Raw genomic sequence first — 21,856 nt, 5'->3', positions numbered from 1 at the left:
TGGCCTCATTCCGAACAACTGGCCTCATCCCGAACAAAGCGGATGCGCGGGGAAGTGCCACGTCCGGTCAAATCATCGCCATGCCGCCATTTACATGGATGGTCTGGCCGGTGATGTAGGCGGCTTCGTTGGAGGCGAGATAGGCGACGGCGGACGCGACTTCAACGCTGGTGCCCATGCGGCGCGTCGGGATCGCCGCCATGATCGCCTCTTTCTGCTTGTCGTTGAGCTTGCCGGTCATCGCCGATTCGATGAAGCCTGGGGCGACGCAGTTGACGGTGATGTTGCGGGTGGCGATCTCCTGCGCCAGCGACTTGGAAAAGCCGATCATGCCGGCCTTGGAGGCGCAGTAGTTGGTCTGGCCGGGATTGCCGGTGACGCCGACGACCGAGGTGATGTTGATGATGCGGCCGTAGCGGCGGCGCATCATCGGATGGGTGAGTTCGCGGGTCAGCCGGAACACGGCGGTCAGATTGACTTCGAGCACGGTGTCCCAGTCGGCATCCGACATGCGCACGAACAGCCCGTCCTTGGTGATGCCGGCATTGTTGACCAGGATGTCGACGCCTTCGAGATCGGCCTCCGCCTTCTGGCCGAGCGCCTTGACCTCATCGCGGTTCGACAGATTGGCCGGAAAGAGCTTGACCCGGTCGCCAAGCTCGGCGGCCAGCGCTTCCAGTTTCTCGACGCGGGTGCCGTGCAGGCCGACGATCGCGCCTTGCGCATGCAGCACCCTGGCGATCGCCTCGCCGATGCCCCCGGATGCACCGGTGACGAGCGCCTTGCGGCCAGTCAATTCGAACATGTCTTTTCCTTCTCTGAAACCGGATAACGATTATCTGTAGACATCACTGCCCCAGAAGTCGTCGGCTTTCATAATACCTTCCTCACCGATCCTGATCCGCACCAGCACCTCGGCGGCAAGACAGTAGTCTTCCAGGTCCTCAAGGCCGCGCTCAATGAACTCGCGCATGTAATAAGCCCTGGCGCGACCGGTCTTGGACGCGAGAGCATCCAGGCGCAGCCTGATCTCTGGAGAAAGACGGATCGATGTGGACATGCCGCACCTTGGTTGCGATGCGCGTATTCATGTGGCCGCGCGTCTGTGAATTCAAGTCAGGCCGTTCAACCAAGCGCCGCTAGCGCTGCCTCGACTTCGACCGACGTGCCGACAGCTGATGTGGCGATGTCGCGGTTGATGCGGCGCGCCAATCCCGAAAGCACCTTGCCGGCGCCAATCTCGTAAAGTGTGGTGACGCCGTTTGCGCCGAACCATTCCACCGTCTCGCGCCAGCGCACGCGGGAGACCACCTGCTCGACCAGACGCCGCGCGATCTCGTCGGGGTCATTGGTCGGGGTGACGGTAACGTTGGAGACGATGGGCACCACCGGCGCGGCCTTCGTCACGCTGGCCAGCGCCTCGCGCATGATCTCGGCCGCAGGCGTCATCAGGGCGGAGTGGAAGGGCGCAGACACCTGCAGCATCAGCGCGCGCTTGGCACCCTTTTCCGTGCACAGTTTTGCCGCCAGTTCGACCGCGGCCTTGACGCCGGAAATGACGAGTTGGCCACCGCCATTGTCGTTCGCCACCTGGCAAACAGAACCCTTCCCGGCCGCTTGGGCGGCCTCGGCGCAGGCAGCTTCGACATCGGCCTGTTCCAGTCCGATGATCGCCGCCATCGCGCCCTCGCCGGCCGGCACCGCCGCCTGCATGGCGTTGCCACGTATGCGCAGCAGCCGGGCGGCATCGGCAACCGAAACGAAGCCCGCGGCCGCGAGCGCCGAATATTCGCCCAGCGAATGGCCGGCGACATAGGCGACCTTGCCTTTCAGCGAGAAACCACGCGATTCCAGCGCCTGGATCGCGGCCAGCGACACCGCCATCAGCGCCGGTTGCGCGTTGGCGGTCAGCGTCAACGTCTCTTCCGGACCTTCCCAGATCAGCTTTGACAGGTTTTCGTCGAGCGCATCATCGACTTCCTGGAAGATCCGGCGCGCCTCCGGAAAGGCGTCGGCGAGATCCTTGCCCATGCCGACGGCCTGGCTGCCTTGTCCAGGAAAGGTGAATGCAACGGCCATGCGAGGACTCCCAAGAGGTTGGTTTTGCTTGCCTGGCAGACAAGTTTTTCTTGCGTGTGACGCAAGGCAGGCCGCCAAGTCAAGCCCGGTTCGACCCTGCCCGGCGGCAACTTTGTGCACCGAGTGCCTGTTCCGAAAGGCTTTTTGGCGATCACTCCTGATGAAAACCGCTCACGATTCGTTTGCTGGCTCTTCTTATTTTGGCCACAGGCGCTAGCTTTGCGTGACAATTCTATGACAATCGAGTGACGTGCTGTCGCCGGGTGGGGAAGTTAAAGTGGCAAAGAGTTCGAAACGCGCCGCCAAGGCCGCGCCACAGTTCCTGGAAGACGACCCCTCCACCGGCTACCTGCCGGGCAGGAGATGGCCGGTCGTGCGCTATGGGCTGATCAGCCTGGCGATCGCTGCCGTCCTGGTGTTCGCCATCGAACTGATCGTACGCGGCGACTTTGCCGGCACGGTCTCCTTCTTCCTGCAGCCGCTCAAGCCGGGCTGGACCACCATTGTCGTGTTTGCGCTGATCCTGATCGGCCTCGATGCGGTGCTCGGCCGCAGCCACCAGAGCCTGATGATCGTCGCGCCGCTGACGCTTTCCCTTGCTTTCGTCGGTCACCAGAAGTCGCACTATCTCGGCGATCCGCTCTATCCGACCGATTTCCTCTATGCCCGCCAGATCTTCGCGCTGCTGCCACTCCTGGTGCGCGACCGGCCGATGACCGCGCTCGCCATGGTCGCCGGCATCGTCGCCGGCCTGTCGCTGCTCGTCTACGGCTGGCGGCTATGGCGCCGCAAGGTTCCGGCGCTCAGCCGCAAGGGACGCCTTGCCCGGCTGACGCTGGCAGTGCCGCTGCTTGCCTTCTTCGTTTCGATCATGGACTACGCCACCTTCTCCTGGACCAGGGACCGGCTGCAGATCATCCCGATCATGTGGGACCAGAAGGAAAACTATGCCTCCAACGGCTTTGCGCTGGCCTTCGCGCTCAATGTGCCGATGGCGCATGTCTCGGCGCCGCCGGGGTATTCCGACAAAGCGATCGCGGCGATCGGCAAGCCTGATGTAACCGTCTCGGTACCGGCCGAGAAGCCCGATATCATCATCGTCATGAGCGAATCCTTCTGGGATCCGACCAAGCTACCCGGCGTCACCATCACGCCCGATCCGATCCCCAACGTGCGCGCGCTGCGCTCGGGTTCGATGTTCTCGCCGGAATTCGGCGGCATGACCGCCAACATCGAGTTCGAGGCGCTGACCGGCTTTTCCAATGCGTTCCTGCCGGCCGGCAGCATCCCCTATCAACAATATGTGCGCACGCCGACGCCTTCGCTCGCAACCTTCCTCAAGAGCCAGGGTTACCGGGCGCGCGCCATCCATCCCGGCACCAACTGGTTCTGGAACCGTGGCGCGGTCTACGCCGATTTCGGCTTCAACGACTTCAAGTCGGAAGAGACGCTGCCGCCCATGCAAAAGCGCGGGCCGCTGGCATCGGACGCCGCGATGACCGACGAGATCATCAGCGAGGCCGACGCCAGCGACGCGCCGGTGTTCTTCTTTGCCGTCAGCCTGCAAAACCACGGTCCCTACGAGCCGAACCGCTATTACAATCCGACGCATACGGTGCAGGCGCCGATCAGCCAGTGGGCGCGCGAATCGCTGCTCAGCTACGCCGAGGGTTCAGCCGATGCGGATCGCGGTCTTGAACGCCTCGTCGAATGGGCGAAGAAACGCTCCCGCCCCACCGTGATCGCCTTCTTCGGCGACCATCTGCCGCCGCTGGGGCCAGTCTACGTCGAAACGGGTTTCCTCAAGGACAATGTCGCGCCGCGCAAGGAAGCGTCGCCCGAGGCCGCCCTCGAACACCACGAGACGCCGCTGGTCATCTGGTCGAACCGCACCGGGCCGGCTGAAGACGTGGGCGCCGTCAGCCCGGCCTTCCTGCCCTATCATATCCTGAAGGCGGCCGGCATCACTCATCCCTACTACACCGGCTTCCTGGGCGAGATGAGCGAGCGCTATCGTGTCGTCGACCGCAACCTGTTGCTGACGCCGGCTGGCGAGGCCACGCCCGACTGGGCGCGGCAGAAAGAGATCGACCCGGCGATCCGCGATTTCCGCCTGTTGCAGTACGATATGATGTTCGGCAAACGCAATGCGGCGCCCGACTTCTTCCCCGAAACGGTCGACAAGGTTGTCGCCCATACGAGTTGAACCGATCGATCCCGTCAGGAGCCGGATCGACTCTCTCCGGTGAGTATTCAATTCGTCAATTGCAACTTCGAGAACTTGTTGGCGATCTGCTGGAAAACGTCCGGCAATTTGGTCGGATCGCTGACTGCATAATAATTGGCCGGATCCGATGCGCAGGCGCTGTAGAGCGCGCGGTTGGCGGCGGTGTCGGATTGCAGCACCATGGTGTAGATTTGCACGCCCTCGTCCTTCAATTGCGTGCAAACGCTTTTGGTCCAACCATCGACATTGCGCGCCGCGGTCGTCTGGTTGTCCGATCCGAAACGGCCGCCGGCCAGGTAGCCATAAGATGTATAGTCGGACTTCGTCGGCTGGCTGCTGGCCCCGTAAACGACGTTCTCGCCGTCGGTGAGCAACAGCACGATCTTGCTGATGCCGGGTGTCTTCCACGGCGCTCCATCGGTGTACGGCGCGGTGGGTGACAGTACCCGCATGCCCCATGACAGGCCTTCCGAAACATTGGTGCCTGAACCGTTCCATTCGGTCATCTCGCTGGCCGCCTTGCGCAGCTTGTCGAAATCGTCGGTCAGGGGAACGACGGGAGTCGGGCAGGAACGATTTGGGCCAACGGTGATGGCGGTGCCGGTCTCCGTGATCAGCTTGTTGGCGGGCGCGACATATTTGGCGATCTTTTCGAGGTCTGCCCTAAGCAGCAGGTTGACGACCGGTCCAAGCAGCCTGCTCAGGTCAATGCCGAGAATATTAACGCCCGACTGGGCAAGTTTGGTCTTGTCGCTGATGTCGTCGAGATAGGAATTGTTGTAGCCGGTGGCAGAGTTGCCGTAGGAGCCCGACGGCTTCGTGGCGTTCGCCGGATCGTCGGGCGCGAAGTATGGAACGAACAGCGTGTCGGGCCTGGTCGGATCGGGCGGCGTGTCCGAAATGTTGTAGGTGCCCGGCCGCGCTTCCACGCAGCCTTTCCATCCAGTGCTATTCCAGCCTGTCCGTTTGCCGACGGGCACATCCTGCTGAAGCTGCTTGAACAGCGCCATGTGGTCCGGCCGCTTGCCGTCGATGACCGGGAAATTGACGCCGTTGGTGGAGGACTTGCCGTCCATGTCGATCCAGGACGGGTCGAATCCATCGCCATCGACGTTGACGGCCGTGACGAATGGAACCAGCGAGGCGCGGATCTTGCGCGTCGGCGATTTCGATGCCTCGAGAGTGTCGAGCAATGATTTGGTCGCCGTCCTCAGCGCCGTCATGCGGGCGCCGGCCATGGAGCCGGTGTTGTCCAGCACCAGCACGACTTCGAGCTGATTGTTCGATTCGACGGCGGAGGCATCGACCGCGATGTGCTTGCTGTCGCCGAACAGGAAGGCGAAGTTCAGATTGACGTCCGCCGTGGCAACCGCCTTTGTCTTGACGAAATTGACGCCCTTGTCGACGGTCAACGTCGCCTGCGCATTGCCGAGTTCGCCGTGCCCGACGATGTTGGCCTGGAAATAGCGGTTGAAGGCATCGTTGCGGGTGATGTCGAGATCGCCAAGATGCGAAGAGGCAAGGTTTGCCGCATCGAGGGCATTCTGCAGATTGCTCTTGGCCCGCATCAGGGTGGAGACATCGGTTGCAAAAGCGACAGCCGTCAGGATGACCGGCAAGCCCAGTCCCAGCACAAGCGTGAAATTGCCGCTCGTCGAGCGCCAGAATTTGTTGAGAAGCATCCTTACCCCCGGAAATGCTTGCCGCGCTTTTTGTGCACGGGTTATCTGGCTTCTGCGCCTCCCATGATGAATCGACCGTTGACGGCGAGGTTTCAACTCCGCACAACCTGACATTGTGGTTAAGACGCGGTTGCCGGAAACCACAAACTCCGGCCACTGTTGCTGCTCGTTTTTCCTCCTGCGACACAGGAGAATGCCCGCTTGCCCTTGCGTTGTGGCCGGATTGCTATATAGACGCCCGCAATCTGCCGGTCCTTGCTGGGGGCTGAACGGAGGGCCGGAGGTTTTTTCGAAAACCTTCGTGTGAAGCCAGAAGTGCTTCCGCCTCCCGTGTCTCCGCTCTCGACCGTCTCGTGATGCTCCTTTCTTCCCCGTGCCCTTGCAGGGTTTGCGGGTCAGAGAAGTTGCAGAGGCTTTTGCCGCCGGGAACCGGGAGAGAAACGAAGAAAGGCATAAGACATAATGGCTCTTTACGAACATGTGTTTCTTGCCCGGCAGGACCTCTCGCAGCAGCAGGTCGATGCGCTTGTCGAACAGTACAAGAGTGTCATCTCCGCGAATGGCGGGTCCGTCGGCCGGGTCGAGAACTGGGGACTGAAGTCCCTCACCTACCGGGTCAACAAGAACCGGAAGGCTTACTACACGCTGATGGACCTGAATTGCCCGGCGGCCGCGCTCAACGAGATGGAGCGCCAGATGGGCCTGTCCGAAGACGTGCTGCGTTTCCTGACCATCAAGGTCGAGGCGCATGAGGAAGGCCCGTCGGCCATGATGCAGAAGCGCGAAGAGCGCTCGGAACGCGGCGGCTTCGGCGACCGCGACCGTGGCGATCGTGGTCCGCGCTCGTTCGGCGACCGTGATCGCGGCGACCGTGGCGATCGTCCGCCGCGCTCGTTCGGCGACGCCGGTGCCGATCGTGGTCCGCGCCGTCCGCGCGAAGGCTTTGAAGGGGGTGCAGAATAATGGTCGACATCAATCAGATCCCGACCCGGCGCCCGTTCCATCGCCGCCGCAAGACCTGCCCGTTCTCCGGCGCCAACGCGCCCAAGATCGACTACAAGGACGTGCGTCTCCTGCAGCGCTACATTTCCGAGCGCGGCAAGATCGTGCCGTCGCGCATCACTGCCGTCAGCCAGAAGAAGCAGCGCGAACTCGCCAAGGCGATCAAGCGCGCCCGCTTCCTCGGCCTGCTGCCCTACGTGGTTCGCTAAGACTTTTAGTTTGACCATGATCTAACATGCGGGCGGTTCGCCGCCCGCTCTTCTCCCACGGCGACGGGCGCCGCAGGGTTGAACAACAAATCCCGGGTTGAGGTCAAAAACCTCTAACTGCCGCGACAGGCAGGACAGCGACACCAGCGCCCCGGGCGCTCAAGCTTCCTGACCTGTTCCGAGACATTCGGCGTCGATCTCATCGATCGATTGGCGCCCAACCAAAGGAACAAAACCATGGAAGTCATTCTTCTCGAACGCGTTTCCCGCCTCGGCCAGATGGGCGATACCGTCAAGGTCAAGGACGGCTTTGCCCGTAACTTCCTGCTGCCGCAGGGCAAGGCGCTGCGCGCCAACGAAGCCAACAAGAAAAAGTTCGAAGGCCAGCGCGCCCAGCTCGAAGCCCGCAACCTCGAGCGCAAATCGGAAGCCAGCCAAGTCGCCGAAAAGCTCGACGGCAAGAGCTTCGTCGCCGTTCGCTCCGCCGGTGAAACCGGGCAGCTTTACGGCTCCGTTTCGACCCGCGACATCGCCGATCTGCTGACGGCGGAAGGTTTTTCGATCAACCGCAACCAGATCCTGCTCAACCAGCCGATCAAGACCATCGGCGTCACCAATGTGGCGATCGCGCTGCATCCGGAAGTTGAGGTCACCGTCACGCTCAACATCGCCCGCACGGCTGACGAAGCCGAGCGCCAGGCCAAGGGCGAGACGCTGACCACCGCCGAAGCCATCTATGGCGACGACATCAACGACAATGCCCGGCCGGAAAACTTCTTCGACCCGAACACCGAGTTCGAGGGCGGCGAAGACAACGCCTGATCATACGTCGCAAGACCATTGGAGCTGTGCTCTGATCCCGATCGGAGCTACGCTCCGATCACTTTGCCGGCATCCAGCCATACTGGACCAACGCCCGGGCCTCGCGCCCGGGCTTTTTTATGCCAAATGGAACTTTTCGAACCCCTATATATTGTTGCAGACTATAGCGTCGCGCGTCCTTTGGCCGCGCAAATGACGCTGTGCAGCTTTGGTTCGGCGCAAGATCCCCGATGAAAATCGATTCCGATTTTCGGGTCACGCGCCAAGACAGCCTGTCTGGCCGAGAGGGGACATTTGGTCATGAATATTCTGTTGAAGCGCGTTCTCGACCGCCTGGTGCGCACCGGCAACCTCAGGGTAACCGGCCCCAAGGGCGCGACGGTGGTTTTCGGCGACGGCAGCGGCGAACCGGTGCACATGCACATCAAGACCGCGCATGCCGAGCGCGCCATCACCTTCGATCCGATGTTGGCGGTGCCTGAAGCCTACATGGACGGCGAACTCGACATCCTCGAAGGCGGCGTGCTGGGTGTGATGCGCATCGCCTTTCAGAACATGGGCAGCGGCGGCATCGACGCCACCTGGTCGAAGGCCATCGAAGGCCTGCGCCACGCCTTCCGCCGCCTGCAGCAGATCAACACCGCCTCGCGCTCGCGCCGCAACGTGCAGCGCCACTACGATCTGTCGGGCGATCTCTACCGGCTCTTCCTCGACGAGGACATGCAGTACTCCTGCGCCTATTTCGAGCAGCCGGACATGACGCTCGACGAAGCGCAGTCCGCCAAGAAGCGCCACATCGCCGCCAAGCTCCGGCTGAAGGCCGGCCAGACGGTGCTCGACATCGGCTCCGGCTGGGGCGGACTCGGCCTCTACCTCGCCAAGGCGTTCGACGTCGACGTGCAAGGCGTGACGCTGTCGACCGAGCAGCATGGTGTCGCCACCGACCGGGCGCACGCGCAAGGGTTGGAAAGCCGCGTGCATTTCGAACTCAAGGACTACCGCGAGCTCAACGAGCGCTTCGACCGTATCGTCTCGGTCGGCATGTTCGAGCACGTCGGCGTCAACCACTACCGCACCTTCTTCGACAAGAGCGCGACGCTGCTCAAGCCGGATGGCGTCATGCTGTTGCACACGATCGGCCGTTCCGGCGTGCCGTGGGCGACCAGTGCCTTCATCCGCAAATACATCTTCCCGGGCGGCTACATCCCCGCGCTTTCGGAAGTCATGCCGGCGATCGAGAAGTCGGGCCTTGTCGTCACCGACGTCGAGATCCTGCGGCTCCACTATGCCGACACGCTGAAGCACTGGGGCCAGCGCTTCGCCGCCAACCGCGACAAGGCCAAGGCAATCTATGACGAGCGCTTCTGTCGCATGTGGGAGTTCTACCTGGCCGCCTCGGAAGCCGCTTTCCGCTGGCAGGACCTCGTGATCTTCCAGATTCAGATCGCCAAGAAGAACGACACGCTGCCAGTGTCGCGCGACTACATGGCCAAGTGCGAGAAAGCGCTTGAGATGCGCGATATGGGGCATCGCGAAACGGTACCGGTCAAAAAGAACCCTGCAGCCAGGCCAGTTCGGCGCCGCAAGGTTGCGGACCAGGAATAGCATTGTCGCTTGCCATTGCCGGCGCCTGCACTGAAAAAGGTCCCGTGATCGTCTCGGGACCTTTTTCATGACGTATGTCTTCTATGCCGCCGCCGCTCTGGCCGAGATCGCCGGCTGCTTTTCGTTCTGGGCCTGGTGGCGGTTGGAAAAGTCGCCGCTGTGGCTGCTGCCCGGTCTCGCCTCGCTCGCTCTGTTCGGTTTCCTGCTGGCGCTAGTCGACACGTCAGCAGCCGGCCGTGCCTATGCAGCCTATGGCGGCATCTACATTGCGGCGTCGCTTGCCTGGTTGTGGCTGGTGGAGGGCATGCGCCCCGACCGCTGGGATTTTGCCGGAGCAGCGCTCTGTATTGCCGGCGCTTCGGTGATCCTTCTCGCCCCTCGGGGCGCGTGAGATGGAACTGCCGGCCCAACTTCGCCAGGGTGTCGAGCGTCTGCTCGAAAACATTCCGCTGGCGACACTGAAGCAAGCGGCAAAAACGCTTTCCGACCGTTATCGTGCCGAATTGCGCGACGGTCGTCTGCACATGGCGGAAGATCTGGCGGTGAAGGCCTATCTGGCGACGCGGTTGCCGGCGACCTATGCCGCGATCCGCGCCAGCCTCGACGCGCTGAGCGACGCCAAGCCCGACTTTCAACCCAAGAGTCTGCTCGATGTCGGGGCCGGCCCTGGTACGGTGCTTTGGGCCACGGCCGATCAGTGGCCGGATCTCGAACAGGCGGTGTTGTTCGAAGCCAGTGCCACAGTGCGCAAGGTCGGCGAGGCACTTGCCGCCGACGCGATCACCGCCCAGACCAGTTGGCTGGCCGGCGACGCCACCGTCGACCTCGCCGGCCTCAAGCCAGCCGATCTGGTGACGTGCGCCTATGTGTTGGACGAAATTGTTCCGGCATCGCTACCGAAACTCATCGACCGGCTCTGGCAGCTCACCGCCGACACGCTGCTCATCGTCGAGCCGGGTACGCCAGCCGGATGGCAGCGCATCCTTGCCGTGCGCCGGCAGCTGATCGAGGCGGGCGCGCATGTGATTGCCCCTTGCCCGCATCAGGCGCCCTGCCCGCTCGCCCAGCCCGACTGGTGCCATTTCTCCCGCCGAGTCGCCCGCTCGCGCCTGCACCGGCTGGCCAAGGATGCCGATGTGCCATGGGAGGACGAGAAATTCATCTATGTCGCGGCTTCCCGCTATGGACCCACCTCGAACCGGGCACGGGTTCTTGCGCCGCCGAAATCCGGCTCCGGCAAGGTTCTGCTCAAGCTCTGTCAGGAGGATGGTACCGCCGCCGAGCGCTTGTTCACCAAGCGCGACGGCGCCGATTTCAAGCTCGCCCGGCGGCTGGACTGGGGCGACAGGCTGGCTTCCGAATAGGCGGCAGTGGCGTTTGGGACCACGCCGAAGAAAAATTTCGGAGCGATGTCGAATCCGGGCCGTGCCGTTCGACCATTGGCGTTCTCGGACCTTTCGAGACGCCAAGAGTGTCAAACGGCATCAGCCAACAGGAGAAAACGCAATGAGCTATATCGCAGGATTTGTCGCCGCGGTGCCTGCCGCCAACAAGGAAGCCTATCGCAACTTTGTTGCCAAGGCGGCATCGGTGCTGAAGGAGTTCGGCACCACCCGCATGGTCGAAGGATGGGGCGATGACGTGCCCGGCGGCAAGATCACCGACTTCAGAGGTGCCGTGAAGGCAAAGTCGGATGAGGTCATCACCTTTTCATGGCACGAATATGCGGACAAGGCGGCCGCGGACGCGGCCTATCACGCGATGATGAGCGATCCGCGCATGGCGGAGATCGGTGCGCCCATGCCCTTTGACGGCCAGCGCATGATCATCGGCGGCTTCACGCCGTTCATCGACCTGAACACGACCAGCAAGACCGGCTACATCGATGGCTCGCTGGTGCCGGTGTCGGCCGCCAACAAGCAAGCTTACTTTGCAGTGGCGGCGAAGCAGGCCGCGGTGATCAAGGAACATGGCGCAACCCGCGTCGTCGAAGCCTGGGGCGACGATGTTCCCGACGGCAAGATCACGGATTACCGTGGCGCCGTGAAAGCGACGGGCGACGAGGTGGTCGTCTATGCCTGGGTCGAATGGCCGTCGAAGCAGGTGCGCGACGAAGCCTGGAAGAAGGTGATTGCCGATCCGCGCATGTATGCCGACGCCATGCCCTACGACAACCAGCGACGGGTCCATGGCGGCTTCGCCACGATCCTCGACGCCTGAACCCAAGAATGACGCCTGAGCCCAGGTATCAAGATAAGGAAACCCACCATGCGTTACGCCTGTCTCATCTACTTCCACCCCAAGACGCTGTTCGGCGGTAGCCCGCAAGCCAATGCCGCGCTCGCCGAATGCGCCGGATATGACGACGTGCTCAAGGCCAGCGGCCATTTCGTTACCGGCGAGGCCCTTGTGCTGCCCGAAGAGGCAATGACCGTGCAGGTCCGCGACGGCAAGATGTCGTCTGTCGACGGCCCGTTCATGGAGACCAAGGAGATACTGGGCGGCATCATCGTCATCGAAGCCCGCGACCTCAACGAAGCCGTGCGGGTGGCGAGCGGTCATCCGCTGGCAACGATCGGCTTCGTCGAAGTCCGCCCGGTCGTCGACTTCAGCCAGCCGCCGCCGGTGCTGTGAGCACCGCCAGCCCGCGCGACGCCCTGGAGGCGGCCTACCGCACCGAGGCACGGCGTGTGCTGGCGACCTTGATCCGCCTGCTCGGCGGTTTCGACGCGGCGGAGGAGGCCTTGCATGAGGCCTTCACTGCTGCCGCCGAACAATGGCCGCGCCAGGGCGTGCCAGCCAATCCCTATTCCTGGCTGGTCTCGGCAGGCCGCTTCCGAACCATCGACCGCTGGCGCCGGGAAGCGCGGCTGGCAGGGGCTCTACCGGAGCTCACGGCCCTGGCCGAGCCGACACCTGAGCCGGCCCTTGCGGAAGACATCCAGGACGACGAATTGCGGCTCATTTTCGTCTGCTGCCATCCGGCGCTGACACCGGATGCACGCATCGCCCTGACACTGCGCGAAGTGGGTGGCTTGACCACAGAAGAGATCGCCCGCGCCTATCTGACGCCCGCACCGACCATCGCCCAGCGCATCGTGCGGGCCAAGGCCAAGATCCGTGACGAGGCGATCCCCTACGAAGTGCCCGACCGCGGTGAATTGCCGGCGCGGCTCGAGAGCGCGCTGCAGGTGATCTATCTGATCTTCAACGAGGGCTACGCGGCAACCGAGGGGCCGAACCTGACACGGGCCGATCTCTGCGCCGAGGCGATCCGGCTCGGCCGGCTGATGGTTGAACTGCTCGACCAACCGGAGGCGCAAGGCCTGCTCGCCCTGATGCTGCTGCATGAGGCGCGGCGCGCAACGCGGGTCGACCCTGCCGGCGATCTCGTGCTGCTGGAGGACCAGGACCGCACGCTGTGGGACCGTGCGCTGATCGCCGAGGCCGACGGCCTGATCGGCCAGGCGATCGCCTCGCGCCGCATCGGACCTTATATCCTGCAGGCAGCGATTGCTTCCGTGCATGCCGACGCGGCAGGTACGACCGAGACCGACTGGGTACAGATCGTCGCGCTTTACGACGTGCTGAGTCGCGTCGACCCCTCGCCTATTGTGGCACTCAACCGCGCTGCGGCCATAGGCATGCGCGACGGCCCGCAGGCCGGACTGGCGGCAATCGAGACGGTCATGGGACAAGGCGGCCTCGACGGCTACCATCTCGCGCATGCCGCACGGGCAGACATGCAGCGCAGGCTTGGCTTGGGTGATGCGGCAAAAACCTCCTATCGGCGGGCGCTTGAGTTGACCCGGCAACCGGCGGAACGCCGTTTCATCGAGAGGCGACTCAGTCGGCTTTGAGCCCAGTGGCTGCATAGGCCACCGTTGCTTGTTTTCCCGTTTTGTTCTCCCTGTAAATGCGCTACGATCGTTCTTTCGATTCGAGTCAATCGTGATTCTTTCCACCGAAAAAACTCGGCTGTGAATCGCGGGTATCAAAGCTGATTGGACAGGCACTGGTGCAGATAAGTCAGCATGGGACTTGTCACGTTCTGATATCGAAAAGCCGGGATTTTTAATCGGGGACATCATGGCAGAAGCAGCGCGAAAATTCGGCGTCGCGGAAACACCGCTTTATCGTGAAGCGCCAAACAACATCGAGGCCGAGCAGGCGCTGCTCGGCGCCATCCTCGTCAACAACGATGCCTTCTACCGCGTCTCGGACTTCCTCAAAGCCAGCCATTTCTATGAGCCGCTGCACCGCAAGATCTTTGAGGTGGCGTCCGAGTTCATCCGCATGGGCAAGGTCGCGACGCCGATCACGCTGAAAACCTTCCTGCCGGCCGACGAGAAGGTCGGCGACATGACAATGGCGCAATATGTCGTGCGGCTGGCGGTCGAGGCCGTCACCGTCGTCAACGCCACCGATTATGGCCGCGCCATCTATGATCTTGCCACGCGCCGCGCGCTGATCACCGTCGGCGAGGACATGGTCAACATCGCTTACGACGCGCCGGTCGACATGGCACCCGGCGAACAGATCGAGGACGCCGAGCGCCGCCTGTTCGAACTGGCCGAAAACGGCCGCTACGATGGCGGGTTTGAAAGTTTTTCCGATGCGTTGAAGAACGCCGTCGACATGGCCAGTGCCGCCTATATGCGCGATGGCCACCTGTCCGGCATTGCCACCGGCCTGCGCGATCTCGACCACCGCATGGGCGGCCTGCAGCCATCGGATTTGATCATCATCGCCGGCCGTCCGGGCATGGGCAAGACGTCGCTGGCCACCAACATCGCCTATAACATCGCTGCCGCCTACGAGCCCGCACAGCAGGCGGACGGCTCCGTCAAGGCGGCCAATGGCGGCGTCGTCGGCTTCTTCTCGCTCGAAATGTCGTCGGAGCAGCTGGCCACCCGCATCATCTCCGAGCAGACCGAGATCCCGTCATCGAAAATCAGGCGCGGCGACCTGACGGAAGCCGATTTCGGCAAGCTTGTCGCCTACACGCAGGAGAACCACAAGCGCCCGCTCTACATCGACCAAACGGGCGGCATTTCGATTGCTCAGCTTGCAGCTCGCGCCCGCCGCCTCAAGCGACAGCGCGGGCTGGATCTGATGGTCATCGACTATATCCAGCTGATGCAGGGCTCATCCGCGAAGGCATCTCAGAACCGCGTCCAGGAAATCACCGAGATCACCACCGGGCTGAAGGCGCTGGGCAAGGAGCTCGGCGTGCCGATCATCGCCCTCTCACAGCTCTCGCGTCAGGTCGAAAGCCGCGACGACAAGCATCCGCAGCTGTCCGACTTGCGCGAATCAGGTTCCATCGAGCAGGACGCCGACGTCGTGCTGTTCGTGTACCGCGAGGAATATTACATCAAGAACAAGGAGCCGGAGAAAGGCACGCCCGAGCACCTCGCCTGGGAAACGAAGATGGTCGAGGTCCAGGGCAAGGCCGAAGTGATCATCGCCAAGCAGCGCCATGGACCGACCGGCACCGTCAGCCTTGCCTTCCAAGGCGAGTTCACCCGCTTCTCCGACCTTGCCGAGGAGCATCATCTGCCCGAAAGGTTCGAGTGACCGATTGAGAAAGGTCTCGTTCCTTCGCGCCCCCCTCTGTCCTGCCGGACATCTCCCCCTCCAGGGGGGAGATCGGATGTCATCGACACTTTCGCCAATTTTTGACGCTGAAAAGAAGGCGCAAGCGCCGAAGCTGCAAATCTCCCCCCTTGAGGGAGAGATGGCCGGCAGGCCAGAGGGGGGCGCTGTCCCGCTAACCTGTCACCACCCGGCACCCCTCTGATGGCCAAATCGCGCGTGCAATTCATCTGCCAGAGTTGCGGATCGGTGCATCAGCGCTGGGCCGGCAAATGCGATGCCTGCGGCGAGTGGAACACGCTGGTCGAGGAAGGCACGGCCGGCGGCATCGGCTCCGGTCCGGCCAACACGCGCAACGCCCGCAAGGGGCGCGCCGTGGTGCTAACCACGCTGTCCGGCGATATCGAGGATGCGCCGCGTATCATTTCGGGCATCGGCGAACTCGATCGCGCCACCGGCGGTGGTTTCGTGCGCGGCTCGGCGCTGCTGGTCGGCGGCGATCCTGGCATCGGCAAATCGACGCTGCTCACCCAGGCGGCCGCCGCACTGGCGTCAAAGGGCCACCGCATCGTCTATGTCTCGGGCGAAGAGGCGGTCGCGCAGATCAGGCTGCGGGCGCAACGGCTTGGTGTCGCCTCCTCTCCGGTGGAGCTTGCCGCCGAGACCAATGTCGAAGACATCCTCGCCACGATAGCCGACGGCAAGCGGCCCGACCTCGTCATCCTCGATTCGATCCAGACGCTGTGGACCGACCTCGCCGATTCGGCGCCGGGCACCGTCACCCAGGTGCGCGCCGCCGCGCAGGCGATGATCCGCTATGCGAAATCCACGGGGGCGGCGATCGTGCTGGTCGGCCATGTCACCAAGGAAGGCCAGATCGCCGGGCCGCGTGTCGTCGAGCATATGGTCGACGCCGTGCTCTACTTCGAAGGCGAAGGCGGCCATCACTATCGTATCCTGCGCACGGTGAAGAACCGTTTTGGACCGACCGACGAGATCGGCGTCTTCGAAATGTCGGACAAGGGCCTGCGCGAGGTCGCCAACCCGTCCGAGCTTTTTCTTGGCGAACGCCATGCGAAATCGCCGGGCGCCGCGGTTTTCGCCGGCATGGAGGGGACAAGGCCGGTGCTGGTCGAGATCCAGGCGCTGGTGGCGCCCTCCTCACTCGGCACGCCGCGCCGCGCCGTCGTCGGCTGGGATGGCGCCCGGCTGTCGATGACCCTGGCGGTTCTCGAAGCCCATTGCGGCGTGCGCTTCGGCAGCCACGATGTCTACCTCAACGTCGCCGGCGGCTATCGCATTTCGGAGCCCGCAGCGGATTTGGCAGTGGCGGCGGCCTTGGTTTCCTCGCTCACCGGCCTTGCCCTTCCCGCCGATTGCGTCTATTTCGGCGAAATCAGCCTTTCGGGCGCCGTGAGGCCGGTTGCGCATGCGCAACAGCGCCTCAAGGAAGCCGAAAAGCTGGGTTTTGGAAGCGCGGTTCTGCCCTCGGGCAGCGGGGAACTGGCCGGGGGGATCGGGGCCGGTTCTTTCCAGCCGACCGAGCTTGCCGACCTCGTGGCACGCATAGCCGGCTCACGCCGAAGCCGCGTGGACGAGGAAGACTAGAGCATCGGACCCAAAAAAACCGATGCTCCGCGCTATAATGCGGCTCATGGAGTGGGGCGAAAGACATGCCGATTACGCTGCTTGACGGAATTCTCGTCGGCTTCACTCTGGTCTCGGCGATGCTCGCCATGGTTCGCGGCTTCTCGCGCGAAATCCTGTCCGTCGTCTCCTGGGCAGCAGCGGCAGCGGCGGCATTCTTCTTTTACAAGCCGGTTGTGCCTTACCTCGCGCCCTACATCGAGAATGAAAAGGTCGCCATGGCGGCCGCCGCGGGCGTGGTCTTCATCATCGCGCTGATCGTCGTGTCGGTCATCACCATGAAGCTCGCCGACTGGATCATCGATTCCCGGATCGGCGCGCTCGACCGTACGCTGGGTTTCCTTTACGGCGCCGCGCGCGGCATCCTGGTCGTTGCCGTCGCGCTGCTGTTTTTCAACTGGCTGGCCGGCGCCAAGGCACCGGCCTGGGTCACGGAGGCCAAGTCGCGGCCGCTGCTCGAGCAGATCGGCGCCAAGCTCGAAAGCCTGCTGCCCGAAGACCCGGAAAACGCCATCCTGAAAAAGCTCAATCCGAATCAGCCGGCCGTCGAGACGCCCGCGGCTCCGGACGCACCGGCGGCGGATGCGCCATCAGGTGGCGACGATGCCAACACGCCGGCACCCGACGACAATGACGCAACACCGCCGGCGGACAACGCCCCGGCCAATCCAGCACCGGCTGCACCGGCAAACTGACGCCGGAAATGCGCGCTGGGAATTGACGATGGTGTGAACGGCTGCACGGCGCGCGTTGCTTTCGACGCGAACCCGCATTATATGGCGATTTTAGCGGAGCTTAAGATGGCAGACGCAGACGACGTGCTTTCCGCCGAGGCCGACGACCATTTCCACGACGAATGCGGCGTGTTCGGCATTTTCGGCCGGCAGGATGCCGCGGCCATCGTCACATTGGGCCTGCATGCGCTCCAGCATCGCGGCCAGGAAGCGGCCGGCATCGTTTCCTATGACGGCAGCCAGTTCCATGTCGAACGCCATGTCGGCCTGATCGGCGACACCTTCACCAAGCAGCGCGTCATCGACAGCCTGCAAGGCAACCGCGCCATCGGCCACACGCGCTACGCCACCACCGGCGGCGCCGGCATGCGCAACATCCAGCCCTTCTTCGCCGAATTGGGCGACGGCGGCTTCGCCGTCGCCCACAACGGCAATCTGACCAACGCGATGACCGTGCAGCGGGCGCTGCAGAAGCAAGGCGCGATCTTCTCCTCCACCTCCGACACCGAGACGCTTTTGCACCTCGTCGCCACCAGCAAGGAGCGCGACTTGAACTCGCGTTTCATCGATGCTGTGCGCCAGGTCGAGGGCGCCTTCTCGCTGGTCGCCATGACGGCCAAGAAGATGATCGGCTGCCGCGACCCGCTCGGCATCCGCCCGCTGGTGCTGGGCGATCTCGACGGCGCCTGGATCCTGGCTTCCGAAACCTGCGCTCTCGACATCATCGGTGCGCGTTTCGTGCGCGACCTGAAGCCCGGCGAGATGGTCGTCGTCACGTCCAAGGGCATTGAAAGCCTGTTCCCGTTCGAACCGCAGAAGACCCGCTTCTGCATCTTCGAATATGTCTATTTCGCGCGGCCGGATTCCTCGGTCGAAGGCCGCAATGTCTATGAGGTGCGCAAGCGCATCGGCGCCGAGCTGGCGCTCGAAAGCCCGGTCGAGGCCGACATTGTCGTGCCGGTGCCGGATTCGGGCACGCCGGCGGCGATCGGCTTTAGCCAGGCGGCCGGCATTCCCTTCGAACTCGGCATCATCCGCAACCACTATGTCGGCCGCACCTTCATCCAGCCCGGTGATTCGATCCGTCATATGGGCGTCAAGCTGAAGCATAACGCCAATCGCCGTATGATCGAGGGCAAGCGCGTGGTGCTGGTCGACGACAGTATCGTGCGCGGCACCACCAGCCAAAAGATCGTGCAGATGGTGCGCGACGCTGGTGCCAAGGAAGTGCATATGCGCATCGCCTCGCCGCCGACACGCGCCTCCTGCTTCTACGGCGTCGACACGCCGGAGAAGTCGAAGCTTCTGGCATCGCGCATGTCTGTGGAAGAAATGGCCGAGTTCATCCGTGTTGACTCGCTTGGGTTCCTGACCATCGACGGACTTTACCGCGCCGTCGGCGAAGCCAGCCGCGACAACGACCAGCCGCAATTCTGCGACGCCTGCTTCACCGGCCAGTACCCGACCCGCCTGCTCGACTTCGAAGGCCACGACAATGTGCGCACGCTGTCGCTGCTGGCGACGAGCGGGACGTAGGGCGTTGCTGCAACCGTGAATTTCGCCGGCTTGCAAATTTCGCCGCGATCACTTTGTTGCGGCCTCCTCGAAGCAGCCGATCTCCCCCCTTGCGGGGGAGATGCCCGGCAGGGCAGAGGGGGGTGCTGTCCCTCCATCCTGTCCATCAATTCCAGCCGCGCGCTTGGCCGAGTTCTCTCTCGGGGTCGGATCATTTCGAAAATTGGCGATCCTTCACACCCGCCTCTGTCCTGCCGGACATCTCCCCCGCAAGGGGGGAGATTGCGCTCCCACCTCCGCTTTCGCCAAATATGCAGGCTGACGAGGCAGAGCCAAGTCCGAGTTAGAACGCTAACCCTCGGAGTTGCCCTTTGACCCCTGCCCTCGACCTTACCGGCCGCGTTGCGGTCATCACCGGCGCCTCGCGCGGCATCGGCTACTTCATCGCCAAGGAATTGGCTGCCGCCGGCGCGCATGTCGTCGCTGTGGCGCGCACTGTCGGCGGCCTGGAAGAGCTTGACGATCAGATCAAGGCAGCCGGCGGCCAGGCGACACTGGTGCCGCTCGACCTCGCCGACATGGCCGGCATCGACCGGCTGGGCGGCGCCATCCATGAACGCTGGGGCAAGCTCGACATTCTCGTCGCCAATGCGGGCGTGCTCGGGGTCATCTCGCCAATCGGCCATGTCGAAGCAAAAACCTTCGAGAAGGTGATGACCATCAACGTCACTTCGACATGGCGGCTGATCCGCTCGGTCGACCCGCTGCTGCGGCTCTCCGACGCCGGACGAGCGATCATCCTGTCCTCTAATGCGGCGCACTCGGCCCGCGCGTTCTGGGCGCCCTACGCGGCATCCAAGGCGGCGGTCGAGACGATGATGCGCTCCTGGGCGCATGAGACACAGAGCCTGCCGCTCAGGGTCAACGCCGCCGACCCCGGCGCCACCCGCACCGCCATGCGGGCGCAGGCGGTGCCTGGCGAGGATCCCGAGACGCTGCCGCACCCCTCGGAGATCGCCAAACGCATCGTGCCGCTGGCCAGCCCGGATTTGAAAGAGACAGGTTTGATCTTCCAGGCCAAGCACAATCGCTTCGTCGCCTATCGCCAGCCGGAATAAAACTTGACTGCGAGATGGATTAAATAAGCCTCCGGCAACGTTTCTTCTGACGTAACCGGTCGAAACGGAGGACACCATGCGCAGACTGCTTCTCGCCACCGCCGCTACCCTGATCGCAGCCGCGGGCTCCGCCTATTCGCAAGACGCAACGATGAGCTTCTTCGTCACCAGCGTCGGGTCCGGCAAAGGTGCCGATCTCGGCGGCCTCAAAGGCGCCGACGCGCATTGCGCTTCGCTGGCGGAAGCCGCCGGCGTCACTGGCAAGACCTGGGCCGCCTATCTGTCGACCAGCGACACCGATGCGCGCGACCGCATCGGCAAGGGGCCGTGGGTAAACGCCAAGGGCGTCAAGATCGCCGACGACGTCACCTCGCTGCACAGCGACGCCAACGGCATCACCAAGCAGACGGCGCTGAACGAGAAGGGCGAAGTGGTCAACGGCCGCGGCGACACGCCAAACCGCCACGACATGCTGACCGGCTCCAAACCCGACGGCACCAAGATCGCCGACCAGACCTGTGGCGACTGGACGATGAGCGGTGCCGAGGGGGCCGCGATGATGGGTCATCACGACCGTACCGGCCTTGACGATTCGGCGGTCGCCAAATCCTGGAATTCCTCGCACGCCTCGCGCGGCGGCTGCAGCCAGGAGGCGCTGAATGGCACCGGTGGCGACGGCCTTTTCTATTGTTTTGCCACCAATTGAGCCGATTGGGCGTCAAAAATTGAGGCTGGAACCCGTCACCCCATCACGCGGCTGTGATGTGGCGATGGAAGGCTGCGCCGCGGTCATGCTTTCGTCATTTCCGTGGAGTTGGTAGGATCGCATCGACTCCCACAACAAGTGCCCAACTGGCAGAGGAAATCCCCATGGCTACGACCGCAGCAGCGTTGGTCTGGTATCTGGTAATCGCCGGCCCGCAGGGAGGCATGGTCGTGCTGCCCAGCACCTTCGACAAGCGCGAACAGTGTACCGCCGCCATCACCGAATATCAGAAGCAGCCGACACCGGCCGGCTGGTCGGTGCAATGCGTGCCGAGCGCCTCGCCCTTCACCGACGAGGGTGACGCCGAAGAACCGTCAGCCCAGTAAGCATCAGCGCTGCGCTGAAACCGTCAGCTCGGGCTTCTGGCTGATGGTCTGGAACACCACGCAATAGCGCTCGGTCAGCTTCAGCAGCGAGTCTATCCGCTCCTGCGGTTCATCGGTGCCGAGGTTGAAATTGAGCCGGATGGCGCGAAAGCCGACCGGCGCATCTTTTGCCACACCGAGCGTGCCGCGAAAATCGAGATCGCCTTCGGCTTCCACCGTGGCGGCGCCGAGTTTGAACTCAAGCGCTGTCGCCACTGCCTTCAGCGTCACCCCGGCGCAGGCCACCAAGGCCTCCAGCAGCATGTCGCCCGAGCAGAGTTCAAGGCCTGAGCCGCCGGTTGCCGGATGCAGACCGGCGATGGCGAGCGCCCTGCCCGTCTCGACCTTGCAGGCGACTGACTGGTCGTCGATCGAGCCCTTGGCGCGAAGCGTGATCAGGGCCTGCGAAGCGTCGTCGCGATAGGCCTGCTTCAGCGGCGCCTGCATGGCCTTCAGTTCGGTCGCATCCATCCGCTCTCCCTTTCGT

22 protein-coding genes are annotated in these 21,856 nt (G+C 63.3%); 17 read left to right on the top strand and 5 right to left on the bottom strand.

Going from position 1 to position 21,856, the window contains the following annotated elements:
• Window positions 1-67 precede the first annotated feature (67 nt).
• From fabG to fabD, 3 genes are all read right to left on the bottom strand, one after another.
• Window positions 68-805, bottom strand: a complete 738-nt coding sequence (fabG, locus tag NKJ06_RS00205; protein ID WP_352627021.1) for a 3-oxoacyl-[acyl-carrier-protein] reductase — start codon at window positions 803-805, stop codon at window positions 68-70.
• Between the two features lie 30 nt (window positions 806-835).
• Window positions 836-1,060 (bottom strand): type II toxin-antitoxin system RelB family antitoxin, encoded by a 225-nt coding sequence (relB, locus tag NKJ06_RS00200; protein ID WP_352627019.1) that lies wholly within the window; start codon window positions 1,058-1,060, stop codon window positions 836-838.
• Between the two features lie 65 nt (window positions 1,061-1,125).
• The gene (fabD, locus tag NKJ06_RS00195; protein ID WP_352627018.1) at window positions 1,126-2,079 is read right to left on the bottom strand and encodes an ACP S-malonyltransferase; all 954 of its coding nucleotides are present in this window, start codon (window positions 2,077-2,079) and stop codon (window positions 1,126-1,128) included.
• Window positions 2,080-2,332: 253 nt separating this feature from the next.
• On the opposite strand from fabD, the gene NKJ06_RS00190 reads away from it, so the two are divergent.
• The gene (locus NKJ06_RS00190) at window positions 2,333-4,285 is read left to right on the top strand and encodes an LTA synthase family protein (RefSeq protein ID WP_502905576.1); all 1,953 of its coding nucleotides are present in this window, start codon (window positions 2,333-2,335) and stop codon (window positions 4,283-4,285) included.
• A 47-nt stretch (window positions 4,286-4,332) separates the two neighbouring features.
• Here the strand turns inward: NKJ06_RS00190 and NKJ06_RS00185 are convergent, their stop codons facing one another.
• Entirely contained in the window at window positions 4,333-5,988 is a 1,656-nt protein-coding gene (locus NKJ06_RS00185; RefSeq protein ID WP_352627015.1) for a pilus assembly protein TadG-related protein, read from the bottom strand.
• Window positions 5,989-6,450: 462 nt separating this feature from the next.
• On the opposite strand from NKJ06_RS00185, the gene rpsF reads away from it, so the two are divergent.
• The 16 genes from rpsF to NKJ06_RS00105 all read left to right on the top strand — a co-directional run bounded on the left by rpsF (window position 6,451) and on the right by NKJ06_RS00105 (window position 21,330).
• Window positions 6,451-6,951, top strand: coding sequence for a 30S ribosomal protein S6 (rpsF, locus tag NKJ06_RS00180; RefSeq protein WP_352627013.1), 501 nt, complete (start codon window positions 6,451-6,453; stop codon window positions 6,949-6,951).
• Window positions 6,951-7,199 carry a 30S ribosomal protein S18 gene (rpsR, locus tag NKJ06_RS00175; protein ID WP_006203718.1) on the top strand — a complete coding sequence of 83 codons (249 nt, stop codon included), beginning with the start codon at window positions 6,951-6,953 and terminating at the stop codon, window positions 7,197-7,199. The genes rpsF and rpsR overlap by 1 nt, the downstream gene beginning before the upstream one ends.
• A gap of 237 nt (window positions 7,200-7,436) precedes the next feature.
• Window positions 7,437-8,021 (top strand): 50S ribosomal protein L9, encoded by a 585-nt coding sequence (gene rplI / locus NKJ06_RS00170; RefSeq protein ID WP_352627012.1) that lies wholly within the window; start codon window positions 7,437-7,439, stop codon window positions 8,019-8,021.
• Between the two features lie 300 nt (window positions 8,022-8,321).
• On the top strand, window positions 8,322-9,626 hold the full coding sequence (locus NKJ06_RS00165; RefSeq protein WP_352627010.1) for a cyclopropane fatty acid synthase: 1,305 nt from the start codon (window positions 8,322-8,324) through the stop codon (window positions 9,624-9,626).
• A 67-nt stretch (window positions 9,627-9,693) separates the two neighbouring features.
• Entirely contained in the window at window positions 9,694-10,017 is a 324-nt protein-coding gene (locus tag NKJ06_RS00160; protein WP_352627008.1) for a YnfA family protein, read from the top strand.
• A 1-nt stretch (window position 10,018) separates the two neighbouring features.
• Window positions 10,019-10,990, top strand: coding sequence for a small ribosomal subunit Rsm22 family protein (locus tag NKJ06_RS00155; RefSeq protein ID WP_352627007.1), 972 nt, complete (start codon window positions 10,019-10,021; stop codon window positions 10,988-10,990).
• Window positions 10,991-11,132: 142 nt separating this feature from the next.
• A complete protein-coding gene (locus NKJ06_RS00150) occupies window positions 11,133-11,846 on the top strand; it encodes a DUF1428 domain-containing protein (protein ID WP_352627006.1) in 714 nt (237 codons plus the stop codon).
• A gap of 48 nt (window positions 11,847-11,894) precedes the next feature.
• The gene (locus NKJ06_RS00145) at window positions 11,895-12,260 is read left to right on the top strand and encodes a YciI family protein (RefSeq protein ID WP_352808491.1); all 366 of its coding nucleotides are present in this window, start codon (window positions 11,895-11,897) and stop codon (window positions 12,258-12,260) included.
• Window positions 12,257-13,486 (top strand): RNA polymerase sigma factor, encoded by a 1,230-nt coding sequence (locus NKJ06_RS00140; protein ID WP_352627003.1) that lies wholly within the window; start codon window positions 12,257-12,259, stop codon window positions 13,484-13,486. Before NKJ06_RS00145 ends, NKJ06_RS00140 begins: the two co-directional genes overlap by 4 nt.
• Window positions 13,487-13,715: 229 nt before the next feature.
• The gene (locus NKJ06_RS00135) at window positions 13,716-15,206 is read left to right on the top strand and encodes a replicative DNA helicase (RefSeq protein ID WP_126068580.1); all 1,491 of its coding nucleotides are present in this window, start codon (window positions 13,716-13,718) and stop codon (window positions 15,204-15,206) included.
• Window positions 15,207-15,428: 222 nt separating this feature from the next.
• Window positions 15,429-16,832 carry a DNA repair protein RadA gene (gene radA, locus NKJ06_RS00130; RefSeq protein WP_352627002.1) on the top strand — a complete coding sequence of 468 codons (1,404 nt, stop codon included), beginning with the start codon at window positions 15,429-15,431 and terminating at the stop codon, window positions 16,830-16,832.
• Window positions 16,833-16,897: 65 nt separating this feature from the next.
• Window positions 16,898-17,566, top strand: a complete 669-nt coding sequence (locus tag NKJ06_RS00125) for a CvpA family protein (protein ID WP_352627000.1) — start codon at window positions 16,898-16,900, stop codon at window positions 17,564-17,566.
• 105 nt (window positions 17,567-17,671) lie between these two features.
• Window positions 17,672-19,141, top strand: a complete 1,470-nt coding sequence (gene purF / locus NKJ06_RS00120) for an amidophosphoribosyltransferase (RefSeq protein WP_352626998.1) — start codon at window positions 17,672-17,674, stop codon at window positions 19,139-19,141.
• Window positions 19,142-19,491: 350 nt separating this feature from the next.
• A complete protein-coding gene (locus NKJ06_RS00115; RefSeq protein ID WP_352808488.1) occupies window positions 19,492-20,238 on the top strand; it encodes an SDR family NAD(P)-dependent oxidoreductase in 747 nt (248 codons plus the stop codon).
• A 76-nt stretch (window positions 20,239-20,314) separates the two neighbouring features.
• Window positions 20,315-20,944 (top strand): hypothetical protein, encoded by a 630-nt coding sequence (locus tag NKJ06_RS00110; protein ID WP_352626994.1) that lies wholly within the window; start codon window positions 20,315-20,317, stop codon window positions 20,942-20,944.
• A gap of 164 nt (window positions 20,945-21,108) precedes the next feature.
• Window positions 21,109-21,330, top strand: coding sequence for a hypothetical protein (locus NKJ06_RS00105; RefSeq protein ID WP_013532531.1), 222 nt, complete (start codon window positions 21,109-21,111; stop codon window positions 21,328-21,330).
• 3 nt (window positions 21,331-21,333) lie between these two features.
• Here the strand turns inward: NKJ06_RS00105 and NKJ06_RS00100 are convergent, their stop codons facing one another.
• Complete coding sequence (locus tag NKJ06_RS00100) at window positions 21,334-21,840, bottom strand: OsmC family protein (protein WP_352626992.1); 507 nt, start codon at window positions 21,838-21,840, stop codon at window positions 21,334-21,336.
• Window positions 21,841-21,856 lie beyond the last annotated feature (16 nt).

This window comes from Mesorhizobium sp. M0293, assembly GCF_040321735.1.
Taxonomy (GTDB): domain Bacteria; phylum Pseudomonadota; class Alphaproteobacteria; order Rhizobiales; family Rhizobiaceae; genus Mesorhizobium.
Note: the sequence above shows the minus strand (reverse complement) of the source record. Positions and strands in the feature narration are given on the sequence as shown.

What these genes read in the sequence shown, in the direction of transcription:
- fabG (WP_352627021.1), bottom strand. Translation starts at nt 805, where the DNA reads ATGTTCGAATTGACTGGCCGCAAGGCGCTCGTCACCGGTGCATCCGGG.
- relB (WP_352627019.1), bottom strand. Translation starts at nt 1,060, where the DNA reads ATGTCCACATCGATCCGTCTTTCTCCAGAGATCAGGCTGCGCCTGGAT.
- fabD (WP_352627018.1), bottom strand. Translation starts at nt 2,079, where the DNA reads ATGGCCGTTGCATTCACCTTTCCTGGACAAGGCAGCCAGGCCGTCGGC.
- NKJ06_RS00185 (WP_352627015.1), bottom strand. Translation starts at nt 5,988, where the DNA reads ATGCTTCTCAACAAATTCTGGCGCTCGACGAGCGGCAATTTCACGCTT.
- rpsF (WP_352627013.1), top strand. Translation starts at nt 6,451, where the DNA reads ATGGCTCTTTACGAACATGTGTTTCTTGCCCGGCAGGACCTCTCGCAG.
- rpsR (WP_006203718.1), top strand. Translation starts at nt 6,951, where the DNA reads ATGGTCGACATCAATCAGATCCCGACCCGGCGCCCGTTCCATCGCCGC.
- rplI (WP_352627012.1), top strand. Translation starts at nt 7,437, where the DNA reads ATGGAAGTCATTCTTCTCGAACGCGTTTCCCGCCTCGGCCAGATGGGC.
- NKJ06_RS00165 (WP_352627010.1), top strand. Translation starts at nt 8,322, where the DNA reads ATGAATATTCTGTTGAAGCGCGTTCTCGACCGCCTGGTGCGCACCGGC.
- NKJ06_RS00160 (WP_352627008.1), top strand. Translation starts at nt 9,694, where the DNA reads ATGACGTATGTCTTCTATGCCGCCGCCGCTCTGGCCGAGATCGCCGGC.
- NKJ06_RS00155 (WP_352627007.1), top strand. Translation starts at nt 10,019, where the DNA reads ATGGAACTGCCGGCCCAACTTCGCCAGGGTGTCGAGCGTCTGCTCGAA.
- NKJ06_RS00150 (WP_352627006.1), top strand. Translation starts at nt 11,133, where the DNA reads ATGAGCTATATCGCAGGATTTGTCGCCGCGGTGCCTGCCGCCAACAAG.
- NKJ06_RS00145 (WP_352808491.1), top strand. Translation starts at nt 11,895, where the DNA reads ATGCGTTACGCCTGTCTCATCTACTTCCACCCCAAGACGCTGTTCGGC.
- NKJ06_RS00135 (WP_126068580.1), top strand. Translation starts at nt 13,716, where the DNA reads ATGGCAGAAGCAGCGCGAAAATTCGGCGTCGCGGAAACACCGCTTTAT.
- radA (WP_352627002.1), top strand. Translation starts at nt 15,429, where the DNA reads ATGGCCAAATCGCGCGTGCAATTCATCTGCCAGAGTTGCGGATCGGTG.
- NKJ06_RS00125 (WP_352627000.1), top strand. Translation starts at nt 16,898, where the DNA reads ATGCCGATTACGCTGCTTGACGGAATTCTCGTCGGCTTCACTCTGGTC.
- purF (WP_352626998.1), top strand. Translation starts at nt 17,672, where the DNA reads ATGGCAGACGCAGACGACGTGCTTTCCGCCGAGGCCGACGACCATTTC.
- NKJ06_RS00110 (WP_352626994.1), top strand. Translation starts at nt 20,315, where the DNA reads ATGCGCAGACTGCTTCTCGCCACCGCCGCTACCCTGATCGCAGCCGCG.
- NKJ06_RS00105 (WP_013532531.1), top strand. Translation starts at nt 21,109, where the DNA reads ATGGCTACGACCGCAGCAGCGTTGGTCTGGTATCTGGTAATCGCCGGC.
- NKJ06_RS00100 (WP_352626992.1), bottom strand. Translation starts at nt 21,840, where the DNA reads ATGGATGCGACCGAACTGAAGGCCATGCAGGCGCCGCTGAAGCAGGCC.